This window comes from Streptomyces sp. NPDC029674 (genome assembly GCF_044903205.1).
GTDB lineage: Bacteria > Actinomycetota > Actinomycetes > Streptomycetales > Streptomycetaceae > Streptomyces.
Genome location: NZ_JBJDPY010000004.1, coordinates 280,697 through 297,089 on the forward strand (window position 1 = coordinate 280,697; position 16,393 = coordinate 297,089).

Consider the following 16,393-nt stretch of genomic DNA (forward strand, 5'->3'; position numbering starts at 1 on the left):
GCGGCCCGCCAGGGCTTGGCGCAGCCGGCGTTCTCCTGCTGGGTCCTGACGGGCCTGGGGATGACCACGCGGGTGGCGGCCCAGTGGGAACCGGCGCCGGTGGTGTCTCCGGAGGGTCCGGCCGCCTGCGCCGACTGGTGGAGGTTGTCCGGGCTCGACGTGGCTTGCTTGTCCGGGCTTCGGGGGCGGCAGCCGGACGAGGCCGTCTTCGGCGAGCGCTGCGGCACGCGCTGACCGAGCTGGTCCAGGCGTAGGCCGAACACCACCGGCTTCGTCGTCCTGCACCGCTGGGTGGAGATCCTGCAGCGCCACTTCCCCCCCAACTGCCGGACCCCAATCACACCACCGAACAGCCGCACCCACGGCCCGGCCACGCTTCGGGCGGGCCCGCGTGGCGATCGGGGGGTTCAGGCGGCGTCGCCGTCTCCGGCCGGAAGCTGGGGCCGACGGATCCGCTCCCGTTCGACCTCGGCAGCGATGACCGCACGCTGCGTCTCGCCACGCTGCTCAATCGCCGTCCGCTCCGTTGCGCCGTGTTGCTCGATACGCGCCTTCGCCACCTGCCCAGCCATCGTGATCACCGTGGCGACGGGTACGGCCGTGGCCAGGACCCCCGGCCAGGCGGAGCCGGTGAGGGAGCCACCCGGCGGGAAGTCGGTCGACGCAACATCAGGCTCGTCTGTGCTCATAACGCTCATAGTCCGACCTGCATACCCTTGTTGACCAGCACAGTCACCTGTACAGCCCAACGGGAGGCCGGGTCAGGAATCGAGAGAGTCGGCGATGTGCTCGACGCCGCTCAGTAGGTGTCTTTGAACTCTGGCTGTGAGGCATTGGCGGCTGGATGATCTGCTATGCGGGGCCGGCAGAGGGCTCAACGGGGCGAGCAGGTGGTGTGCCCGGTGTGCGGCCGGTCGTGGACGGTGGGGGTGGAACAGGCGAAGTCGGCGGTGTGCTGCTCCAGCCGGTGCCGGGCGCGGGCCTGCCGACAGCGGCATGCGCGTCGCGTTTCGACGTTATGGAAAGGCCGTTGGCGAACGCCTCGCCACCCCTCCAACTCCCCTTGGTTTGCAGAGTAAATGGGCCCATCCTGGGCGCTGGGGACACCCCGAGTCGTTCTCGCAAGCCGGCTCGTTCAAGCGGCATGAGGCTGGGCAGGGCCGGGATGCGGCTGCGGGACAGCAGGGACGCGTCCTGCCGCGATGGTCCCAAACACGGCTTATGAGTCCATAAGCCGATGCAAGGTAGTGGAAAGTTGGACAACTGTGAAAGATGGGCGTCCATATCCCATAGCGAGAGATTTGGTTGTTCCCTTGAAGTGCATACGTATGGCAGTCCTGGCTGCTGTCTCGGTGGCCACCCCGACGCTGTTGGCTGCTGCACCCGCGGTGGCGGCAGAGGTCAGCCCGCCGGCCCTTTCCATGCCAGAGCCTGCTCCGGAGCCCGGGAACCCGGAGCCCCCGACAGGGGGAAGAGGGCCGTCGGCCGGAGATCCGGCCATACCCGGTGCCACATCACCGTCCCAGGCTCCTGCGGCGCCCAGGGCCGGAACGAGCCTGGCGGCGTCCTCGGCCGGAGTTTCCGCCGAACCGACGCCCGACACTGCCGGCCCGGAGCCAACCGATGCCCCCACCTCACTGCCCGAAACTCCGGGCACCGTGGACGCGACCGCAGGCGAGGGGACCGGCAGCCGAACCTGGCCGTCTTCCCTCACCACCGCCCCGGGCGACATCATCGAGCCGACCGGGACCGCCGAGCCCACCATCCCGGCCCAGCCTGCCGCCGGACCGACCCGGGAATCCGAAGAAGACCCGGCCGATGCCGGGCAGTCGGACCAGGCGGCACTGAGCACTACGCTGCACGGTCTGCCCAGCAAGGTCGTGGCCGGCTCCGGCTGGAAGAACTTCACGTTCCGCGCCACCAACACCTCTGCCAAGGTGATCAAGTCGGCCGACGTCCACACCCGGCTGGCGGCCCTTGACCACAGTGGTCGCGAAATGTGGCGCCTGCTGACCCTGCAGTGGTACGACGAGGCCGCGGGTGCCTGGAAGACGGTCGACCCCGAAATCGGCTACCTCACCACCCTCGCCGAGATGGCGCCCGGTGAGCACGCCGACATCGAGTTGCGGATGAAGGCCGACGCCAGCACGCCGGTAGGCCTTGCCTGGGCGTTCGGCTCATACGTCGACGAGGACGACGTCTACGGCCATTCGGAGCCGACGGGCTACGACTTCGAGATCGTGGTTGAGGGCAGCTCGCCGTCGGCCGAGGGCAACAAGCCCGCTCCACAGGACGACCTGAAGGAGCTTCCGGTCACCGGCAAGCCCGCCGCTGCCACCGGCACGGGCAAGCCCACCGCCACCGGCATACGGGACGACGTCACCAGGCCGGTCACCGGGCGGCCCGGCTCAGCCGATGACTCCACCGGGCGGGCCGACTCGGGCACCGCCTTGGCCGAGACCGGCAGCGATGCCGCCTCCGGCTGGATGCTCGGTGCCGGCGGTGCCTCGATCGCCCTGGGCACAGTGCTGACCGCCGCTGCCCAGAGGCGTCGCCGTCACATCTCCTGACCGGCGACCGATGTGGACGACCGGGAGGACGGGGCCCACCACGGGGCCCGGCTCGTACTACCGCGGGGCGGGATGCGGAAGGCCCGATCGTGGTGCAGGAATCTTGGATGAAGGATTGAGTGAATGTTCGACCGGTGGGGTGTGTGGGATGTGCTCCCGGACAGCAGGCGGCGGCGATGGCTGCTGGAACCGTTCGAGAGCGTGGGCCCGCTGCGTTTCGGGATGCGGCCCCAGGAGGTCACCGCGGAGCTCGGAGGCATCGCGCGCAACCCCCAGCACTACACGCGGGGGGCTCTGTCGCAGGACCGGTACGGCACGGTCAAGGGGGAGTGCTGGGGGCTGGGGCTGACGTTCTACTACGGCCTGGAGGAGCGGCTGCGGGGAATATCGGTCGACGCCCTGAAGGGACCTCAGATCTACGCGGACGGCGTCGCGTTGGTCGGCCGGACGCCCTCGGAGCTCGAGCAGTGGATCGTCGACCGTGCCGGGATCCGCGAGCCCTTCTCGGAGCTGTTCCATGCGAACCTCGGTGAACCCGGATCACGGAGCCTGGGCGTGGTGATCGGCGTCCAGCGGGCAGGTGACCGCCTGCTCACCCGGCCGGTATTCCTCCCCGCAGACGCCATGGATGCACCGGTGAGCTTCCTCCCTTCCGAGGCATGGGTAATCCACTGACCAGAAGTCGGGCCGCCCGGGGGGGAGTCTCACCTCCGGGCGACCCGACCTCAAAGCGGGGCTGCGTGTGCGGTTCATCCCGGCTGATGAAGGGTGCCCAGGGTGGTCGTGGTGCCGCCGCTGCCGGAGCAGACCATGACGTGCGGAGAGTCGGCGTCCAGGTCGACGCAGATCGTCCGCCCGTCGGTGCCCACGCCGATCAGGACCTTGTCGGCGGTCAGCGCTTCGAGCTGCTCGCGGATGCGGGGGTCGGCAGGGAAGGCGGGCCCCTGGCGGTACTCGGAGTCATGCTCGAAGTGCACCGCGTCAGGGGCGTCTTCGCCGGGGCTGTTGTCGCAGCCGGGCCTCCGCATGGCCGCGCGTAGCGCCCGGCGCAGGACCGACCGGTGAAGCACACCGAGGACGGCAAGAGGGGGGCAGCCCGTCGGCAGCAAGGCGTTTCCCGCCCGCGGTCTGCGCTCGCCTGCCGAGGTAACGCGGGCACAAGACCCGCATCTTCCACCCGCCAGAACGGAAAAACGTATTCCTCTTTTTCCGGTGAAAGCCTCTGAACTGAACTAAAGCGATATGCCCGATGATCCAGAAAAAAAGTATGTGTACTACTCTATGCTGACAGGTAGTCAGTCTGCGTATATTGCGAACTCAACCGGGTGGCACCGGTGCCGCTGAACAGGGAAGATCTTCCACTGGAGCGGGTTCCTCCCGTTCGGGCTGCATGCGCGGAGCGACGCGGTTGCGGCCCGTGCGAAGAGATATGGCCCGCCGGTACTTGAGAGGAAGCCTCATGGCTGACATTGATCTCGGACTGGCGTCGGACTGGGACGAGGGCGACACCCACGGCCGCATCAAATTGCGGCCGAACCAGGTCTACCAGAATTCCCCCAAGAAGGACGTGATGATCAGCTCGCCGGTGAGCATCGAGCTCGCCGTGAACACGAACATGTCCACCTCTCAGGAGGCGGACAAGGTCTACTTCACGACCTACCACGGCCGGACGAAGAAGATCATCGCGGTGCTCGACTCCGACGGCAACCTGCGCATCGCCGGCCGCCTGATCACCGAGCAGAAGGACCTCTCCTACTAAGACCGACCAGCACGTCGGGGCTACGTCCGCAGACGTACGCAGCAGCGGCCACGTTGCCGGACAACACGCAGGTCCCGGCGTTGCACGCGGCCCTGAAGTGGCAGACCTGCACGCAGTCGGCCAGATCGCCTCAGTGCACGCAGCGGCAAAGACGACGACAATCTCCGCTACGTCTTGGGGTGCAACCCGGGCCGGGTAGGTCTGCGGTTTTCGAAGCACTTCCACGCGTCGGGCCCCCGGCCGCACCGCCGGGGGCCTGCTCTGGTGTCTACCGGCCGATTCCTGGCGGGTGGACACCAGTTGGCTTGTTCGGTTCAGGTCAGAGCGCTGATGGGCTCTACCGTTGCTCGCCGCCCCCCTCCCCGGCCTTACTGGCTCTAACAAAAGCTGCTGATCACGAGGCTGTCGACCTCCCTGCTCGTATGTCTGGGTATGGGAAACCGCCAGTCGCGGCCGTGGATCGTGTCGGATGAACTGTGGTCGCTGGTCGAGCCGTTGCTGCCGAAGCCGGATCCGAAGAAGGTCGAGGGCAGACCGCGGGTGCCGGACCGCCAGGCGCTGTGCGGGATCCTCTTCGTCCTGCACACCGGCATCCAGTGGGAGTACCTGCCCCAGGAACTCGGCTTCGGCTCGGGCATGACCTGCTGGCGGCGCCTGGCAGCCTGGAACGAGGCCGGCGTCTGGGGTCGGCTCCACCAGCTGCTGCTGAACGAGCTGCGGTCGAAGAACCGGCTGGACTGGGAACGGGCGGTGATCGACTCCTCGCACGTGCGGGCCGCCCGACGGGGCCCAAAAGCGGGCCCGGTCCGGTCGACCGCGCGCGGCCGGGCAGCAAGCACCACCTCATCGTCGACGGACAGGGCATCCCGCTCGCGGTGTCGCTGACCGGAACAAACCGCAACGACGTCACCCAGCTCGAGCCGCTGCTCGACAAGATTCCGGCGGTGGCGGGCCGGGTTGGCAGACCGCGCCGACGACCTGACGCGCTTCTGGCCGACCGCGGCTACGACCATGACAAGTACCGCCGCCTGCTCCGGCAGCGCGGGATCCGCCCCGTGATCGCGAAACGGGGCGAGCCACACGGCACTGGCCTGGGCGTCTTCCGCTACGTCGTCGAGCGCACGATCGCCTGGCTCCACGGCTTCCGTCGCCTGCGCATCCGGTGGGAGCGACGCGACGACATCCACGAAGCATTCCTCGGCCTCGCTGTCTGCCTGATCACCCACCGCCACGTCCAACGCCTTTGTTAGGACCACTAAGCGTGGGCCGCCCCAGTGGGCTCACTGCTTCAAGTTGTAGAAGTGGATGGGGGAGTTCGGAGTGAAGCCGATACGCGGGTATACGGGGGCCCCGGCTACCGTCGCATGCAGGGTGGCGCGGGTCAGACCGGTGGCTCGGGCGCCCTCGTGCAGGGCCTTGCGCGTGACTGCCTCGCCGTAGCCCCTGCGCTGCCACTGCGGATCGGTGGCGACGAAGGCGACGAAGAGACGGCCCTGCGCTTCGACCGTCGCGGCGCACGCGACCGGGACGTCACCTCGCATGCCCAGGTACGCGTACACCTCGCTCTTCCAGTACGCGGACCCGACCAGGCCGTCGCGGCCTTCCTCCAGGGGGAACCCGTAGGCGCGCGACTGGAGGTCCGCGTAGGCCCGCAAGTGCTCGTCGGTGCGCACACGCACGAAGGTCAGGTCGGGGTGGACCGGGTCGGGGATGGGCAGCAGGTCCCCGGCCATGCCCGTGCCGGGGAAGGCGTACTGCAGGCCGGCCTGGTCGGCCGCAGCGGCCAGTGCGGTGCGGGCCTCGTCGTCGAGGAGGCCCTCGAAGAGCCACAGGAAGCCCGGGTGCCTCTTCGCGCGCATGATGTCCGCCGCCTGGCCCAGACGTCGGGCGACGAGATCCGCTCCTGCTCCTGCCTCGGTCAGGGTGATGCAGTTGTAGAACGAGAATCGGCAGTCGGCCCAGCGGACGGCGATGCCGGGGAGGTCACGTACATCCGCGTCCGCATCGCGGTCGAGCACCATGGCGCGCCAGGCCACAGTGAGTTGCTCTGCCGATTCGATGGACTCCGTGAGGCCAGTCACCGTACTCCCCGGGATGGTTGAGGTCTGAGGTTTGAGGTCTGAGGTCTGAGGTTGTTGAGGCTGTGGAGGTCGTGTGGGTTGTTGCGGGCGTCGAGGTCGTGTCGTCGTCATCAGGTGATGCCTTCTCAGATGATGCCTTCGAACTGGTTGTCCTCGGCGTGGGAGTGGGAGCGCGGCACGTGGTAGGAGCCGCGCCCGAAGCGCCGCCACAGGGCGGCGATGAGGAAGGCCACCACTACGGCGACGGGGGTGTAGTTGAAGGTGGTGGCGGTGATCGGGCTGCTCTGCGGCAGCAGGAACAGCACGGTGACCGCAGCCGCCCACACCACCGCCACCCAGCCGATGGGCCGGCTCCAGCGGCCCAAGTGCCAGGGGCCGGGGGTGAATCGATCACGGTGCAGCAGTCGCAGCAGTACCGGGATGGCGTAGGCCGAGGTGAATCCCACGACCGAGATTGCGGTCACCGCCGAGAACGCCGTGTTGGAGTACAAGGAAGGCAGTGCGAGTACGAAGGCCACGACGACCGCGAGCCAGACCGCGTTGGCGGGGATGGCGGTGCGGCGGCTGACCTTCTTCCAGCGCGCCGATCCGGGCAGGGCACCGTCCCGGGCGAAGGCGTAGATCATGCGGCTGGCGCTGGCGGTCACGGTATAGCCGCACAGGAACTGGGCCACGATGATCACCAGCAGCAGCGCCTTGGCCGCCGCCATGCCCAGCGCGTCCAGAAGGATCTGCGCCACGGGTACGCCAGTCTGGCTGTCCAGCGTAGCGGCGTAGTCCTGGACGGCGAACAGCAGCGTGATCAGCAGGATGCCGCCGGCGATCCAGGACACCGCCACCGAGCGGAAGACCCCGCGGGCCGCGGCGACGGAGGCATGGTTGGTCTCCTCGCTCAGGTGGGCGGAGGTGTCGTAGCCGGCCAGCGCGAACACCGGCAGCAGCATGCCCAGCAGGATCACGTAGACCGGAGCGCTCCAGCCGGTGTTGTTGGTGAACTCGGAGAAGACGAAGCCGGCCGACTGGTGGTGGGAGGGCACGAGCGTCAGGGAGCCGATGATGACGACGGCCCCTGCCAGATGCCACCACGCGCTCAGGGACGTCAGGATGTTCATCAGCCGGGTGCCGAAAAGGTTCAGGATCGCGTGCAGGGCGAGGATGACCGCGTACAGGGCCAGCAGGGAACCCGGGGACGGCGTGTATCCGAATTGCAGGTTCATCCACGCCGCGGTGAACGTCGCTATGCCGTAGTCCTGGGCGGCGATTCCGCCGAGCAGGCCCAGCAGGTTGAGCCAGCCGGTGTACCAGCTCCAGCGCTCGCCGCCGAGTTGCCGGGCCATGTAGTACAGACCGCCGCTGGTGGGGTAGCGGGAGGTGATCTCCGCCAGGGAAGCGGCCAGGCACAACACCAGCGGCCCGACGGCGAGCCAGCCCCACGTGATCACCGCGGGGCCGCCCGAGTTCAGGCCGTAGCCGAACAGCAGCAAGGTCCCCGACATGATCGAGATGACCGACAGGGAAGCCGAGAAATTACCGAAAGCCCCCATACGGCGGTGCAGTTGCTGGGTGTAGCCCAGCGACTGGAGGAGGCGCGCGTCCTCCTCGTCGTTGTCGACCGGGTTCGGCTGCTGGCGCGGTGTTCTTACCGAAGTCATGGGTTCTCCGCACAGGAAAGCTGACGAGCTGACATGGGGGGTAGGCGGGTGGTTACCGGGCCGCCGACCGGACGTGGTGGGCCGGGTCGGCTGTCATGGGTGTTCTCCCGTAGGCCGCGGGTGCGATCTCAGGCAGGCGACACGGTCCTCCTCGAATGCCTTCCGCCACTGGTCCTGCGGGTACCGGGCGTCGTAATGCCACGGGGCGGGGGTGGCGAAGTCGCCGATGGCGTCGAACACCTCGGTGGCCCACTGGGCGAAGCCGCCCCTGGCCAAGGCGTAGGCGAGGTAGTTCAGATCCAGCTGGGAACTGGTGGCCGGCTCGCGCTTCCGGAACCAGCCCTCGAACGCCTGCGTGACGGCCCGGGTGATGTCCTCCCTGGTCCACAGCAGGTTCAGCATGACCGCGGCGCCGTTGTCCCGCCGCTCCCGGTGCTCCTGCACACGGGCGTAGAGGGGCAGCAGGAGCAGTGGTGAGTCGGGCGGTGCGAAGGAGGCCGCCCAGCGGGCGAAATCCGTCGCGACGGCCTGTCGCCCCGCCGGACCCGGGCGGGCCTGGAGCGCCTGGGACATGCGGTGCCATGCTTCGCGGTTGAACGGATCTCGTCGGTGCACTTCCGAGAGCAGGCCCCACGGCCCGCCGGGCAGCAGATACTCATGGGGCGGCGGAGCCACCTGGTGCTCCGGGTAGCGTCCTGCGATGTCCGTTTCGGCCAGCGCCAGGCGGCATATCCAGGGCACCGAGTCGTGAGGATTGCCGTCACTCGCCCTGTGGCACGCGTCCCGGGCCCGGGCCACCAGTTTGTCCAGGTCCCCCGCCTTCCGGTAGTCGCGCGCCCAGTTCTTCCGGTGGGCCTGCAGCACTCGCTCGGTGGCGACCCGGGCGTACATCACCCGGGCGGCGAGGCTCTCCGGTTCCTCCTTCAGCCACAACTCCACGACGTTGGCCTGAGCCGCGACAACTCCCAACACCTGGGTACGGGACGTCCATTGCGGCCAGTTGCCCGTCCGGGCCAGCACCTGCCGCATCTGCAGCCAGTAGCCCGCCTGGATGTCCTGCACTGCCGCATAGAGGTCTGTGTCTCGGCCGGCCGGGTTCACTCCGCCGGCCGGGTTGGGAGTCTCCATCAGTGGCTCCCTGGCCCGGCGGGCTCGTGCGGCTGCGGCGCCTGCAGTGGCACGTCGTGCGCCTTCAGTCGGCACTCCTGCGCGAGGCATGCTCTACGCGGGGTCGCGTGCCGGCCGCCGCCTCCCTGAGCGCTGCGGCTCGCCGGGCGATGTGAGCATGACACCGGCCGGTGTGCACTGGCGGCCATAGGCAGAAGGACTCTCGGGGCAGTCGGGACGGGGTGGCACGGTCATGCGAGTCGGCGGCTCCCGCCCGTAGCCGGTAGCGAGTGCATGACAGGTACTTAAGTGCCTGGAGAGGCGCATGACCAGAGAATCCAAGATTGTTCGGCGGTTCAGACGCAGGTTTCGGCCATGTGAGAATGGGGCGTTGCCATCCGTGATCAAACCGGTCGGTCGCAGCCGCTCGGCCGGTACGCCGGTGCTTGGACTGGGACGCTCGTAGTGGCGTAGCCGCCGCCCTGAGCGGAGGGGGCGGACCTCTGGTGTGCGGTACGGGCCTCTGGTGTGCCGGGCGGAGGGTCGAGCGCGAGGCGAACCAGCCGTACGGTCCGGCGAGGGAACGCGAGACCGCCCCCTGGATCGGTAGCGAGATCTCGCATGAGCGAGTTGCTTGCTGACCAAGCAACTGGCCTACGCGGAGCGGGAGTTGAGCCATGTGGGGGTGCGTAGGTGGCGTGAAGGGTGCTGCGTTCCGGCGCGCTGGAGTGTCCCCGGTGGTGACCTTTCAGGTGCTGACTTATTCGGCCAGTTCGGTGCGGTGGTCACTGACTGTGAGCAGATGTCATCGTGGGTGAAAATACGTGCAGACCGTCCTCTCCAGGGCGTGGCTGTTAGTTCGGTCGTCTGGTCAGTGGTCAACCCAGTCCGGCGCCCACACGTCATGCGGGGTTCGCCGGCCTGCGGTGCGCAGATGATCGCGTAGCGCGGTCAGTGCGGGGTGCTGGTCTCCGCTGCGGAACAGCAGCACGTGCGGGTAGACCGGGGTCGGTTCGTGCAGGGGGATGCGTCGTAGGTCGTGGGTCTGGGGCCACAGGTACCGGTCCCCGCTGCCGACGAGGGTGGCGAGCGACGCCGAGTCGGCCAGCGCGTCCATCAGGGCCTCGTCACCGAAGTTGGGACCGAGCGCGTCGATGCTCAGACCGAAGGTCTCGGACAGCGCCTGGTAGAACGCCGCCCATTCCGTGCCCGGCCTGATCCCGGGGATCCAGATGCGGTGGCCGGCCAGGTCCGCAGGCCTGGCCCAGGGCGCGCCGGCCAGCGGGTGGCCGGGTCCGACAAGGAGCTCCAGGGGTGCGTCCAGGAGTCGTTCGGCGCTGATCCCGGCTGGGACCTGGTCTGCCGGGAGGGCGCGGAAGGACGCGTCGACGGTTCCTTCGAGCACCGCCTGGGCGGCCTGGACGGCGTCCTCGTTGCTCAATGTGACCGCGTCCAGGTCCGTCTCGGGGTGGGAGCGGTAGAACTGGTAGACGGCCTGGGCCGGAGCGATGCGCCGATGGAGGACATCGACGCGCAAGGGCCGGCTGCCGGGGCGCACGGCCTGCTCGGCCTGCTCGAGGGCTGCGAGGGCCTTCTTGGCGTACGGGAGGAAGACCTGCCCGTCCAGGCTCAGCCGGGAGCCTCGGGAGGCCCGCACCAGGAGCGTGACCTCGAGGTGTCTCTCCAGGGCCGCGATCCGCTTGGAGACCGCCTGCTGGCTGATCCCTAGTTCGTCGGCCGCTGCCTGGAACTGGCCGGCCTCGGCGACGGCCACGAACGTCCGCAGCGCTTCAGTATCCACGCTTCCACCCTAATTCCACAACCATTGGTTGTGTCTGGTGTGGTGCGCGGTTGTTTGATCGAGTGTTCTGCGCGGTGGTGGGATCAGCGCATGTCTACTCGCACAGAGCAGGTCATGTATGTCCGGACGCCTGAGTTCGCGCGTCACGTGGAGCGAATCGTGGAGGTGACCGATGCGACGTCTCGACTGAACGTGCTTCCGTTCAGCGACAGCGAAGGTCGCGCGGAACTACTTTCTGTTGTGTTCGGCGGCCCGCTGCCGGAGTCGGTGACGATCTATCCGCCGTTCTTTACCGAGTGCGGGCTGAACACGACGTTCGGGGGAAACGTCTTCGTCAACCAGGGATGCACTTTCATGGACAAGGGAGGCATCCGTATCGGCAACGGCGTCATGATCGCTCCGAAGGTCAGCCTCATCACCGGAGGCCATCCACTGCCCCTGGCCGAGCGCCGCGAGTACCTCTCCTTCGCCCCGATCGTCATAGAGGACGACGTCTGGATCGGGACGGCTGCCGTGATCACGCAAGGGGTGACCATCGGTGCCGGTGCGGTGGTCGCTGCCGGTGCGGTGGTCACTCGTGATGTCCCTGCCGGCACCCTGGTCGCAGGAGTGCCTGCCCGGGTGACCAGGCAGATCGACTGAGGCAGAGCCACGCCTGGCACCCCTGGGCAGCCCAACCTCGCGAATGGCTCGGCCGACCTGCGCCAGGAACTTAAGCCCTCTTCGGTGGAGGGGACGCGGGTCGCCCTGTTCCAGGCGACAAGGCTACGAGGCGACAAGGCTACGAGGCGACGAGGCGACGAGGCGGCGGAGCTGAAGGCCGTCGATGGTGATGGCTGGGCCGGACGTGGCCGATCGAGGCGTCGGGAGTCGGGTTGCGCCAGCTGAGTACGACCCACGGTGCCGATGAGTATCCGCGCCCATGCCGTCGCGGGGCGGGTGGAGCGAGCATCGTGCGTACCGACGACGGAAGGAATCGACGATGAACCCCGGCACCTACACGCGCTTGTACGGCCCTGCCCAGCCCGCATCGCGCTCCGGGCGCACGGGTCTCGTCGTGGCGGCAGGCGTCCTGTGGGCGCTCACTCTGGCATCGCTGGCCTGGATCACGTTGCTCGTGGGTTTGGCCGCGCTCTGGGGTGCGGCGGAGGGTGCGGAGGTCGGCGCCTTTGTCCTGCAGTACGCGGCGATCGTCGCCGCTGCTGCCGCGGCCCTGACGGCCCTGGTGTTCGCCCCCGGCGTCCGCCGTCTGTCATGGGCAAGCCGCCTGTTCCTGGCGGGTGTCGTGGCTTGCCCGGTCGCCACGGGCTTTGCGTTCTGGTCGTGGGCCCACACCGGGTGACTCCCTGCTGTCGGAGACGATGAACGAGGACTGATGCAACAGGCTCTACACCCCTGAGCGCGCGTCGGAAGTGGTCTAGCTTGGCTGGCGTGACTGGGCGGGGGCGGAGTTATCGATATGTCGGTCCGGTGGAGCTGAAGGTTGCGCTCCGGCCTGGTGACGGCGGGCGTCGCATCGGCTCGGTGGGCGACTTCGGTGACTGGATCGTGGAGCAGTCGACGGCGGAGCTGGCTGAACCGTTCACCTTCGTGGTCGGTATGGATGGTGTGCTTCGGTTGGCGCCGCGGCGAAGCGAGCACGTGGCCTGTGCCGGCGGAGACATGGTCCTGAGTGCCGGCGAAATCAGCTTCATGCGCGAGGCGGACCGGTGGACCGTGAGCGAAGTCAGCAACCAGTCCACCGGGTACTGCCCGGACGTCAGCTCATGGGCGGAAGTTGCCTGTGCTCTGGACGCCATAGGGCTCCAGCGGCCTTCCGGCTTCACCCATGAGGTTGTGTTCCGGCGGTGCCCCGCTTGCCAGGAGCACAACATCGTGCGGGAGGACGATTTCGTCTGCGTCTTCTGCGGCAGCGATCTGCCCGTGGCGTGGAACGTGGATCCCACCGTGTGAGAGTCGTGGGTCCCAGCCACTCGTGGTCGGTTGGGTCGGAGCTCGGCGGTCGGCCGCCGCGAGAGCCGACCCTTCGGCGGCTGCGGGCCGGGTCGACCTTGTCGGGAATGGCGTAGTGGGTCGGTCCCGCGGCGGCGCAGGTAGGTGCGGTTCTGCGGGAGGTGTACGCCTTGTCGGCGCGGACCCGGTCGGGGTGGACGCATGGCCGACCCGACCCGACTCGACCCTCACCCGAGGCGGGGCACCCGAGCCTATGCCGACACGGGCTTGAACTGACTGCGTCGAGTCCCCACGCTGCCCTGCCGTCACCACGACCGACGGCGGGTCCTTCTGCAGGATCAACTCTGCTTACGAGACCCGGCCACACCCTGGTGGGAGCAGCCACGCGTGCCGGGCTCGTGCAGTCAGGCGGCGAGCAGCAGCGCGAGAATCATCGCCGAACAGTAGAGGGCGCATAGCGGTCCGGCCGCCCGCGCGAAGCGGCCGGGCGCGCGGGCGGGCTCGGTCGGCCGGAGTGCCGGGTCGGCCGCCAGAGCGCGGATCCCGTCCACCGCGGCCCGTGCCCGCGGCCGACGGGGCAGCAGCTCAGCGAGCCAACGCGCGGGCAGAACACCGTAGATGTCCGCGACACGGTCGGTGGCGTAGCGGACGCGAAACCCGCGATCCTCCGCACTGACACCGCGGAACCTGTCCCACGGCACCTGGTGAACCGTGAATGTGCCCCTGACCCTGAGACCGTCACAGTCGGCCACGACCTGCCAGTTCAGCAGGGTGACGACGGGGAGCGCCAAGGCTGCCACGAGACAGGCGAGGGCATAGACGTGCCTGGATTCGGCCTCATGGAATTGGAGGCCGATGACCACGAGCGGCAGCACCGCCAGGTATCCCAGCACGATCGAACGAACCCCGGTCCCGGCCCTCCACCGGACCGGCCCCGCACCGGTCCGCCAGGTTTCGGCCGCCGGCTCCGCGCGGTACTGGGGCCGCACCGGTTTCGTGGTGTGCCCAGAACCTTCGGCCGTCTGCAGGACCAACTCGCCGCCGCCATGCGGAACTCCGTACAGCACCGCCTCGTGCAACGTGCCGTCCCTGGGCAGGGTGGTGCGGCAGGAGAAGACCGGTGACTTGCCCGTGGTGTCATCCCCCGCGAAGACGTCCGTGCGCCGGTCGTCCGAACCGCCACCGGCCCGCAGGAGCACCCGCAGCACCGGCACCGGCACCGGCGACCGGCGCAGGGCTGCGAGCCCGTGCCATGCCGCCAGGCCCGAGCCACCCCAGTGCAACCCCACCGCCAGGGCGAAGACCGCGGCGAACCGCCAGTCGTCCGCACTCATCAGCCAGCCGCTTCCCACGGCCGACAGTACGAGAGCGAGCACGGCGAACCCGAGGACCGGGATGCCGCAGCCGAGGTTCGATCCGCCGCGACCGGTGGTATCGACATCCTCCGGCAACGGCAGCCGCACGGGACCGGCTGCGTCGAGAGCAAGCGTCCGCTGCCTGGGGGCGACCCGGCAGCGGTGCAGGCAGCCCACGAATGCGTATCCGGCCGCCAGGGCAACGGCGGTACTGGCCGCCGCAGTTGTCCGCGGTTGCAGCGCGATGCCGAGGACGACCAGCGGTAGAACGGCCGCCGCCAGGTGCGGCAGGCGCCAGAGCCAACCGAAGATGACCGCACCCACGAGAGCGAGGTGCGCGGTGACCCACCACCGGGGTTCACACGGGTCGAGCCGGCCGCAGAGGTAGGTGTCCATGCGCGGGAAGCCTGTCGCCGCGACGAGAGCGCAGGTCAGGGCCAAGACGGCGGGTAGCGGGTGGGACCAGGCGGCGGGCCGGGCTTTCAGCCATCGGCCGGCTTCCGTCGAATTCCAAGCGGCGACGCCTCTCGGAATCGGGTCCTGCGGCCGCGGTGGCGGAACGGGGCTTTCGATCACGCCCGATGGTCCTGGCACGGACATGGCCCGCCGCCTCCCGCCGCACGACGGAACGGTGAACACCGCGGCACGGATCGGTATCGGCTCGGCCGCTCATGTCCGCATCCTTCACCCACGGCCACGGCCACGGCCCGTCGCCGGAGGCAATCAGGATGTGCCGCAGGCCTGGCGAAGGCTTAGAGGATCTCGGATCTCTAAGCCTTGATCGGTGCGGCCGACTCGGCGGCCGACCCGGCGGCCTGCTCGATCTTCGCGCAGTAGGCCGCACGCGCTTCGTGGTCGATCTGCTGCTCGTGTTCAGGGCGCATCCCGGTCCGGCCGTCGAGGCCCTCGCGCAGGATGTCGGCGTGCCCGGCATGCCGGTTGGACTCGCCGAGGACGTGAACCATGATGGCGAACAGGTTCGTGTTGGGGTACGGCTCCGGCCACCACGGCACGTGGCCGGGGGCGTCGAGGGAAAGCTCGTTGATCGTCGCGTCCGAGTGTTCCCACGTGCGCCGGTAGAACCCGATGATCTGGTCGCGGGTCTCGTCCTCGGTCGCCCACAGGTCGCTGCCGTCGTAGTCCTGCCACCGGGTCAGCGGTTCCGGGGAGGGGCGGTCGAAGACCTCGCCGAAGTACCTGGCCTCGACGGTGGCCACGTGTTTGACCAGGCCGAGGAGGTTGGTCCCGGTCGCTGTCAGCGGCCGCCGGGCGTCGTATTCGGACAGGCCGTCGAGTTTCCAGAGCAGCGCCTTGCGGTCCCGCCGCAGTCTCCCGTGCAGGTTGCTTTTCGCGAAGTCATCGATCATGCGGCATGAGCCTGCCATGGGCAAGCTCGTGGTCTCAAGATCCCGTACGTGGTCCGCAACGCCTGGCAGAGCGGGGGCCTGGCCATGGCCGCCGCAGCCCGTCAGCCTGGGGCGCGCGCTGCCCTGTTCATCGGGGCACTGCCCTATTCATCGGGGCGCTGCCCTGTTCACCGGGGCGGGAGCAGGGTGTGGCGGAGGATGGTGAGGACTTCGTCGCGGGTGGGGGGCGTGGGCGCGGTCATCGCGTGCAGGCACAGTCCGGTCATCAGCGGGGGGATGGCCGCGGCGGCGACGGGGCCGACCAAGGGGGTCATGACCTCGGTGCTGACGTGGGCGGACAGGCCGGCCGCCTCGCGCAGTTCCGGGCGGCGCAGGGCGGCGACGTGCAGCTCGTACTCGACGACCGCGCTGGTGCGGCCTTCGCCCAGGCAGGCCATGACGCTGTCGGCCAGGGCCTCGGCGATCCGGTCGGGGCCGGCGGTGGCGTGTTCCTGGACCCAGGACCGTACGAAGCCCGCGAAGCGTTCGGCGGCGCGTTCCAGGGCGGCGCGGATGAGGGCCTCGCGGTCGGCGAAGTGGTAGGTGGTGGAGGAGAGCGAGACGTCGGCCCGCTCGGCGATCGCCCGGTGGGTCAGCCCCTCCAGGCCGCGTTCGGCGATCAGCTCTTCGGCCACCTCGGTGATGCGTTCCCGGCGGTCGGGGTCGTGTCGGCGTGTGCGGCGGGTCTTCTCGGTCACGGTGGTCAGGC

The 16,393-nt window shown here is 68.9% G+C and carries 16 protein-coding genes; 7 read left to right on the top strand and 9 right to left on the bottom strand.

What is annotated here, in order from left to right; all coding sequences use genetic code 11:
- Positions 1-407: 407 nt before the first annotated feature.
- On the bottom strand, positions 408-689 hold the full coding sequence (locus tag ACI2L3_RS11790; protein ID WP_404752181.1) for a hypothetical protein: 282 nt from the start codon (positions 687-689) through the stop codon (positions 408-410).
- Between the two features lie 969 nt (positions 690-1,658).
- Here ACI2L3_RS11790 and ACI2L3_RS11795 point away from each other — a divergent pair.
- A complete protein-coding gene (locus ACI2L3_RS11795) occupies positions 1,659-2,570 on the top strand; it encodes a hypothetical protein (protein ID WP_404752182.1) in 912 nt (303 codons plus the stop codon).
- Positions 2,571-2,693: 123 nt separating this feature from the next.
- Positions 2,694-3,245: a hypothetical protein gene (locus ACI2L3_RS11800; protein ID WP_404752183.1), complete on the top strand. Its 552-nt coding sequence runs from the start codon at positions 2,694-2,696 to the stop codon at positions 3,243-3,245.
- 74 nt (positions 3,246-3,319) lie between these two features.
- Here the strand turns inward: ACI2L3_RS11800 and ACI2L3_RS11805 are convergent, their stop codons facing one another.
- Positions 3,320-3,547, bottom strand: a complete 228-nt coding sequence (locus ACI2L3_RS11805) for a hypothetical protein (protein WP_404752184.1) — start codon at positions 3,545-3,547, stop codon at positions 3,320-3,322.
- 482 nt (positions 3,548-4,029) lie between these two features.
- Here ACI2L3_RS11805 and ACI2L3_RS11810 point away from each other — a divergent pair, with 482 nt between their 5' ends.
- Positions 4,030-4,329 carry a DUF6342 family protein gene (locus tag ACI2L3_RS11810; RefSeq protein WP_404752185.1) on the top strand — a complete coding sequence of 100 codons (300 nt, stop codon included), beginning with the start codon at positions 4,030-4,032 and terminating at the stop codon, positions 4,327-4,329.
- A gap of 432 nt (positions 4,330-4,761) precedes the next feature.
- Positions 4,762-5,579 (top strand): IS5 family transposase gene (locus tag ACI2L3_RS11815; protein WP_404752186.1). Its coding sequence is split into 2 segments (ribosomal slippage): positions 4,762-5,113 and positions 5,113-5,579, totalling 819 coding nucleotides; the frame shifts between segments, so codons are not numbered across the junction.
- A 30-nt stretch (positions 5,580-5,609) separates the two neighbouring features.
- Here the strand turns inward: ACI2L3_RS11815 and ACI2L3_RS11820 are convergent.
- The 4 genes from ACI2L3_RS11820 to ACI2L3_RS11835 form a co-directional block, all read right to left on the bottom strand.
- Positions 5,610-6,410 carry a GNAT family N-acetyltransferase gene (locus ACI2L3_RS11820; protein WP_404752187.1) on the bottom strand — a complete coding sequence of 267 codons (801 nt, stop codon included), beginning with the start codon at positions 6,408-6,410 and terminating at the stop codon, positions 5,610-5,612.
- Between the two features lie 125 nt (positions 6,411-6,535).
- The gene (locus ACI2L3_RS11825; RefSeq protein WP_404752188.1) at positions 6,536-8,062 is read right to left on the bottom strand and encodes an amino acid permease; all 1,527 of its coding nucleotides are present in this window, start codon (positions 8,060-8,062) and stop codon (positions 6,536-6,538) included.
- A gap of 93 nt (positions 8,063-8,155) precedes the next feature.
- Positions 8,156-9,190 carry a hypothetical protein gene (locus ACI2L3_RS11830; RefSeq protein WP_404752189.1) on the bottom strand — a complete coding sequence of 345 codons (1,035 nt, stop codon included), beginning with the start codon at positions 9,188-9,190 and terminating at the stop codon, positions 8,156-8,158.
- Positions 9,191-10,040: 850 nt separating this feature from the next.
- On the bottom strand, positions 10,041-10,970 hold the full coding sequence (locus tag ACI2L3_RS11835) for a LysR family transcriptional regulator (protein ID WP_404752190.1): 930 nt from the start codon (positions 10,968-10,970) through the stop codon (positions 10,041-10,043).
- A gap of 114 nt (positions 10,971-11,084) precedes the next feature.
- Between ACI2L3_RS11835 and ACI2L3_RS11840 the strand changes: the two genes are divergently transcribed.
- The 3 genes from ACI2L3_RS11840 to ACI2L3_RS11850 all read left to right on the top strand — a co-directional run bounded on the left by ACI2L3_RS11840 (position 11,085) and on the right by ACI2L3_RS11850 (position 12,923).
- Complete coding sequence (locus ACI2L3_RS11840) at positions 11,085-11,612, top strand: DapH/DapD/GlmU-related protein (RefSeq protein WP_404752505.1); 528 nt, start codon at positions 11,085-11,087, stop codon at positions 11,610-11,612.
- 340 nt (positions 11,613-11,952) lie between these two features.
- Entirely contained in the window at positions 11,953-12,312 is a 360-nt protein-coding gene (locus ACI2L3_RS11845; protein ID WP_404752191.1) for a hypothetical protein, read from the top strand.
- Between the two features lie 89 nt (positions 12,313-12,401).
- Complete coding sequence (locus ACI2L3_RS11850) at positions 12,402-12,923, top strand: hypothetical protein (RefSeq protein ID WP_404752192.1); 522 nt, start codon at positions 12,402-12,404, stop codon at positions 12,921-12,923.
- 404 nt (positions 12,924-13,327) lie between these two features.
- On the opposite strand, the gene ACI2L3_RS11855 is transcribed toward ACI2L3_RS11850, so the two are convergent.
- From ACI2L3_RS11855 to ACI2L3_RS11865, 3 genes are all read right to left on the bottom strand, one after another.
- Positions 13,328-14,854 carry a hypothetical protein gene (locus tag ACI2L3_RS11855; protein ID WP_404752193.1) on the bottom strand — a complete coding sequence of 509 codons (1,527 nt, stop codon included), beginning with the start codon at positions 14,852-14,854 and terminating at the stop codon, positions 13,328-13,330.
- A gap of 194 nt (positions 14,855-15,048) precedes the next feature.
- Positions 15,049-15,645, bottom strand: a complete 597-nt coding sequence (locus ACI2L3_RS11860; RefSeq protein ID WP_404752194.1) for a DinB family protein — start codon at positions 15,643-15,645, stop codon at positions 15,049-15,051.
- 167 nt (positions 15,646-15,812) lie between these two features.
- Positions 15,813-16,382 (bottom strand): TetR/AcrR family transcriptional regulator, encoded by a 570-nt coding sequence (locus tag ACI2L3_RS11865; RefSeq protein WP_404752195.1) that lies wholly within the window; start codon positions 16,380-16,382, stop codon positions 15,813-15,815.
- Between the last annotated feature and the right edge of the window lie 11 nt (positions 16,383-16,393).